Origin of the sequence: Corallococcus sp. CA041A (genome assembly GCF_003612075.1) — a bacterium.
Lineage (GTDB): Bacteria > Myxococcota > Myxococcia > Myxococcales > Myxococcaceae > Corallococcus > Corallococcus exiguus.
On sequence record NZ_RAWF01000724.1, the window covers coordinates 1 to 409 of the forward strand.

Annotated in this window: 1 pseudogene; it reads right to left on the reverse strand. The window is 62.3% G+C overall.

Going from position 1 to position 409, the window contains the following annotated elements:
- Nucleotides 1–71: 71 nt before the first annotated feature.
- Nucleotides 72–409 (reverse strand): annotated as a pseudogene (gyrB, locus tag D7V77_RS42825) (DNA gyrase subunit B); the annotation flags it as partial.

A 409-nucleotide genomic window follows, 5' to 3' on the forward strand; every position in this document is an offset into this window, starting at 1 on the left:
ACATCAGGTACCTGCGTTCAAGGGACGAAGGCCGGTGCAGCTCCCCGCGCACCGGCCAGGTCCCGATTGTGTCAGATATCCAGGTTGGCGACCTTCAGCGCATTGTCTTCGATGAAGTCACGACGCGGTTCGACCACATCGCCCATCAGGGTGCTGAAGATCTGGTCGGCAGCGACCGCATCCTCGATGCGCACCTGCAGCAGGCGACGGGTCTCCGGGTTCACCGTGGTATCCCACAACTGCTCCGGATTCATTTCACCCAGACCCTTGAATCGCTGGATCTGGCGGCCGCGCTTGGCCTCCTCGAGCAGCCAGTTCTGCGCTTTCGCGAAGCTGTCGACTTCGATCGACTTGGCGCCGCGGGAAATCGTTGCACCTTCGCGCACCAGCCCGTGCAGCAGCTTGGAGG